Source organism: Sphingomonas sp., assembly GCF_048594985.1.
In the GTDB taxonomy this organism is placed as follows: Bacteria; Pseudomonadota; Alphaproteobacteria; order Sphingomonadales; family Sphingomonadaceae; genus Sphingomonas_I.
The window spans coordinates 1-5,039 of the sequence record NZ_JBMDXG010000112.1 but is presented as its reverse complement, the minus strand read 5'-3'; the positions used below and the strand labels follow the sequence as shown (position 1 = coordinate 5,039).

The window sequence follows — 5,039 nt, the reverse complement described above, 5'->3', positions numbered from 1 at the left end:
TCCGCCTGATCGCGAAAATGCCGACGATCGCGGCCATGGCCTACAAGTACCACATCGGCCAGCCCTTCGTTTATCCGCGCAACGAGCTCTCCTTCGCGGCGAACTTCCTCCATATGTGCTTCGCGGTGCCGTGTGAGGAGTACAAGGTCAACCCGGTGCTGTCGCGCGCGATGGAACGTATCTTCATCCTGCATGCCGACCACGAACAGAACGCCTCGACCTCGACCGTCCGACTTGCCGGATCGTCGGGCGCGAACCCGTTCGCCTGCATCGCCGCCGGCATCGCCTGTCTCTGGGGCCCGGCGCATGGCGGCGCGAACGAGGCCGCGCTCAACATGCTGCGCGAGATCGGCACGGTCGACCGCATCCCCGAATATATCGCCCGCGCCAAGAACAAGGACGATCCGTTCCGGCTGATGGGCTTCGGCCACCGCGTGTACAAGAATTTCGATCCACGCGCGAAGGTGATGCAGAAGACCGCCGAGGCGGTGCTCGACAAGCTCGGCCTCAAGGACCCCGTGTTCGATGTCGCGCGCGAGCTCGAGCAGATCGCGCTCAAAGATCAGTACTTCATCGACAAGAAGCTGTATCCGAACGTCGATTTCTATTCGGGCGTGATCCTGTCGGCGATCGGCTTCCCGACGACGATGTTCACCGTGCTGTTCGCGCTGGCCCGCACCGTCGGCTGGGTGGCGCAGTGGAACGAGATGATCTCCGATCCCGAGCAGCGGATCGGCCGTCCGCGCCAGCTTTATACGGGGCCGACCACGCGCGACTATGTCGCGATCGATCAGCGCTGATCCGCGTCGCGGGCGGCGACGTCAGCCGGCCGCCCGCTGACCGGCGAACGGCGCGATCGTCAGCGCTCCCACCGTCGTCAGGGCAAATGCCACCAACACGCTGTCGAACTGCGGCGTGAGCCAGACCGTCAGGCTGCCGAAGGCGAGCAGCCCGACCAGAGCGAACAGAATGCGCTGGGTCAGCGCCCCGACCGAGCGCAGCGGCCTTACAGCGTAGGCGCTGTCAACGAGACCGCGCACTTGGGCCAGTTGCGCGGACGAAAAGCCTGCCCGCCGCGCCTCATCGGTGGCGTCGGCCGCTCCGCTCTGGCGCAGGCGATGCAGCACGGCAAAGCGCCGGAGCGTCTCCAGCCGTTCGTCGGCGAGCCGGTGCGGCGCCGTGATCCCGAACAGCCAGCCGAGCAGGCGCGAGCCGGTCCCGCGGGGCGACAGGCTGGACAACGGATCGCGGCGGGACAGGAGCACCACCAGCCGCTCCTGCGGCGCGAGCCGCTCGGGCTGCGGCGGGATGGCGATCGTGCGGCCCTCGAAGGCGGGGACACTGGCATTGAGATCGAGCAGAGCCATGAGAGCCTCCTTGAACCCGGGCGGCGGGGCCGCCGGTCGTTGAGGCAATCTCTACGCCGAGAGGTGACAACCGGGCAGACGAAACGATACCACCACACCGTTTCCTTGAGTTGATCGATCTCCTGCCGGGAGTTAGCCGCGACCGCGGGCCACGTAGCGTGCGCGGAAGGCGCCGGCCCAATCAGCGAGGGTGCCCGAGGCGATGGCGGCGCGCAGGCCAGCCATCACCTGCTGATAGAACCAGAGATTATGTTCGGTCAGCAGCATCGCGCCGAGCATCTCACCCGACTTGGTCAGATGATGGAGATAGGCCATGCTCCATCCGGCGATCGGCGAGTCCGGATCGAGCACCGACAAATCCTCCGCCCAGCGGGCGTTGCGCAGGTTGACCGGCCCGTCCCAGGTGAAGGCCTGCCCGTTGCGGCCCGAGCGCGTCGGCAGCACGCAGTCGAACATATCGATCCCGCGTTCGACCGCGCCGACGATGTCGTCGGGCTTGCCGACGCCCATCAGATAGCGCGGCTTGGCGGCATCGAGCTGGCCGGGCGCGTAATCGAGGCAGGCGAACATCGCCTCCTGCCCCTCGCCCACCGCGAGGCCGCCGACCGCATAGCCGTCGAAACCGATATCGAGCAGCGCGTCGGCCGATGCCTTGCGCAACCCTTCGTCGAGCGCGCCCTGCTGGATGCCGAAGATCGCCGCCCGTTCGGCATGTGCCCCGCCGCCGTCGAATGCCGCCCGCGAACGCCGCGCCCAGCGCATCGATCGCTCCATCGCCGCCGCCTGCACCTCGCGGGTCGAGGTGGTCGGGACGAGTTCGTCGAACGCCATGACGATGTCCGAGTCGAGCAGGCGCTGGATTTCGATCGAGCGTTCGGGGCTCAGCATATGCGCCGATCCGTCGAGATGGCTCTTGAACGCGACGCCATCCTCGCTGCGCTTGGTCAGCGCGGACAGGCTCATCACCTGATAGCCGCCGCTGTCGGTCAGGATCGGGCGGTCCCAGCCGGAAAAGCCGTGGAGGCCGCCAAGCGTCGCCACCCGCTCCGCTCCCGGACGGAGCATGAGGTGATAGGTGTTGCCGAGGATGATGTCAGCGCCGGTCGCGCGCACCTCGGCCGGGCGCATCGCCTTGACCGTGCCAGCCGTCCCGACCGGCATGAAGGCAGGCGTGCGGATCGTCCCCCGCGCCATCGCGATCTCGCCCGTGCGGGCCTTGCCGTCGGTGGCGTGGATCGTGAAGCGGAAACGGTCGGTCATGGCCGCGCGCCTAGCCGAAGCCGCCGCGCCTGCCCACCGTCATCGCACCGGAACCGCCGGGTCAGAAGCTGATGTCGACGCCCTTGAAATTGTCGGCATAAGCCTGAAGCTTCACCTTCGGCTCCATTTCCCCGACGCTGACGTGGTAGCTCAGCCCATGCTGCTCGCAATAGGCCTTGGCCGCGCCGAGGCTGGGAAAGCTCAGCCGCACCTGCGCGCGCGTGTCGCCCGATCCGGCCCAGCCGGTGAGCGGGTCGGGGCGCTGCGCCTCGGCGGGCTCGAATTCGAGCACCCAGCCGCCCTCGCGGGCGCGGCCCGACTGCATGCTGCTCTTGATACGCTGGCGGATGCGGACGTGGGTCATGGCCGCCAGCCTCTATCGTGCCGCCAACCATGGTCAAGAGGCCGAGGCGCGCTTGGTGCGCAAGGTCGGCGCGGCGGCGGCGGGATCATCGGGCCAGGGATGGCGCGGATAGCGCCCGCGCATCTCCTTTGCGACCGCCGCCCAGCTTCCCGCCCAGAAGCCGGGCAGGTCGCGCGTCGTCTGAATCGGACGCCCGGCGGGCGAGGTCAGGCGCAGGACCAGCGGCGTGTGGCCGATCATCGGGTGGACGGACAGGCCGAACAAGGCCTGCACGCGCAGCTCGACCGCAGGGCCGCCTTCGGCCGCGTAATCGATCGGATGGCTGGTGCCGAGCGGGGTGGTGAAATGCGAGGGCGCGGCCGCGTCGAGCCGCCGCCGCCCGTCCCATCCGAGCAAAGTGTCGAGCGCCTGCATCAGCGCGGACGGCGCGATGTCCGACAGGCGGCGCTTGCCCGCGACCAGATCGGGCAGCCAGTCGTCGAGAGCGGCGATCAGCGCCTCGTCGGAAAGCGCCTCGACGCCGGCATAGGCGGCGCGAGTGCGCAGTGTCCGTGCGGCATCGGGCCAAGGCAGCCCGGCAAGGCCATGCATGCGGACGCCCTCGACCAGCGCGGCGGCGAGCATCGCCGGATCGGCGGCGGGATCGGGCCCGCGCGACAGGCGGATCGCGCCGAGCCGGCGTTCGCGCACCGGATCGACCGCGCCGGTTGCGGGATCGAAAGCGGCGGTGCGGACCGTCTCGATCCGGTCGGCGAACGCGGCCTCGACCTCCGCCGTGTCGATCGCGGCGGCGGAGAGGATGCGCGCGCCCGCCGCCGCCCCTTGCGTCTCCGCGACCGCCAGCCACTCGGCGCGGGCAAGCGGCGAGGCGGGATCGAGGCGGAAGCCGCGCCCGCCGGCCGAGATCCAGTCCGCCCCGTCGCCGCCGCGCCGTTTCGCCAGCCGGTCGGGGAAGGCGAGCGCGACGCAGGCGCCGATCTCCCCCGCCCTGCCGTCGCCGCCCGCCAGCCGCCGCCAGCGATCGGCCAGCTGGCGTGCCGCCTTGGCGCGGGGGCCGCGATCGTCGCGCCAGCGGCGCAGGCGCAGTTCGAGGTCGGGATCGTTGCCGCCCAGCCCCTGTTCGGACAGCAGCACCGCCACCTCGGCCGCCGTCGCGCCCCAGCCATGTTCGGCGGCGGCGAGGAGCATGTGGCCGAGGCGCGGGGAGAGCGGCAGCGCGGCGACCTTGCGGCCGTGGTCGGTCGGGCGGCCGTCGGTGTCGAGCATGCCGAAACGGGCGAGCCGGCCCCGCGCCTCCGCCACGGCCGCCGGCCCGGGCGGATCGATCCAGCGCAGCGACGCCGGATCCGCCACGCCCCACAAGGCGCAGGCGAGGACGAGGCCGGACAGGTCCGCCTCGGCGATTTCGGGCGGGTCGAAGGCGGGCAGGCCGGCGGTCGCCGCCTCTTCCCACAGGCGATAGGCGACGCCCGGCCGCTGGCGACCGGCGCGGCCCCCGCGCTGGGTGGCGGCGGCACGGCTGACGCGCTCGGTCGCGAGGCGGGTCATGCCGGCGGCGCGGTCGTAGCGCGGGCGGCGGGCGAGCCCGCTGTCGACCACGGTCGCGACCCCGTCGAGCGTCAGGCTGGTTTCGGCGATGGCGGTCGCCAGCACGAGCGTGCGCAGGCCCGCCGGCTCGGCGCGGATCGCGGCGCGCTGGGCGGCGGGGTCGAGGCTGCCGTGGAGGCGGTGGAGCGTCACGTCCGCCGGCAATCCGGTGAGCCGATCGGCGGTGCGTTCGATCTCCGCCACGCCGGGCAGGAAGGCGAGGACGCCGCCCTCGGTCTCGGCCAGCGCGCGGCGGATCGCGGGGGCCATGTCATCCTCGATCCGCTGGGCCGAGCGGCCGAGGTAGCGGGTGTCGATCGGGTGGCTGCGGCCCGCGCTTTCGATCACCGGCGCGCCGCCCATCAGCGCGGCGAAACGCGCGCCGTCCAGCGTCGCCGACATCGCCAGCAGCCTCAGGTCCGGGCGCAATGCCATCTGCGCGTCGAGTGCCAGCGCGAGGC

At 71.2% G+C, this 5,039-nt stretch carries 5 protein-coding genes; 1 reads left to right on the top strand and 4 read right to left on the bottom strand.

Annotated features, from left to right (window positions below):
* On the top strand, nucleotides 1–800 hold an 800-nt coding region (locus ACOJSF_RS04155), incomplete at its 5' end, for a citrate synthase (RefSeq protein WP_420140965.1).
* Between the two features lie 21 nt (nucleotides 801–821).
* Here the strand turns inward: ACOJSF_RS04155 and ACOJSF_RS04150 are convergent.
* The 4 genes from ACOJSF_RS04150 to hrpB all read right to left on the bottom strand — a co-directional run.
* Nucleotides 822–1,367: a hypothetical protein gene (locus ACOJSF_RS04150; protein ID WP_420140964.1), complete on the bottom strand. Its 546-nt coding sequence runs from the start codon at nucleotides 1,365–1,367 to the stop codon at nucleotides 822–824.
* A 132-nt stretch (nucleotides 1,368–1,499) separates the two neighbouring features.
* Nucleotides 1,500–2,627: a tRNA guanosine(34) transglycosylase Tgt gene (gene tgt / locus ACOJSF_RS04145; protein ID WP_420140963.1), complete on the bottom strand. Its 1,128-nt coding sequence runs from the start codon at nucleotides 2,625–2,627 to the stop codon at nucleotides 1,500–1,502.
* 61 nt (nucleotides 2,628–2,688) lie between these two features.
* The gene (locus ACOJSF_RS04140) at nucleotides 2,689–2,991 is read right to left on the bottom strand and encodes an ETC complex I subunit (protein WP_420140962.1); all 303 of its coding nucleotides are present in this window, start codon (nucleotides 2,989–2,991) and stop codon (nucleotides 2,689–2,691) included.
* Nucleotides 2,992–3,024: 33 nt separating this feature from the next.
* The coding region (hrpB, locus tag ACOJSF_RS04135; RefSeq protein WP_420140961.1) for an ATP-dependent helicase HrpB at nucleotides 3,025–5,039 on the bottom strand (2,015 nt) is incomplete at its 5' end.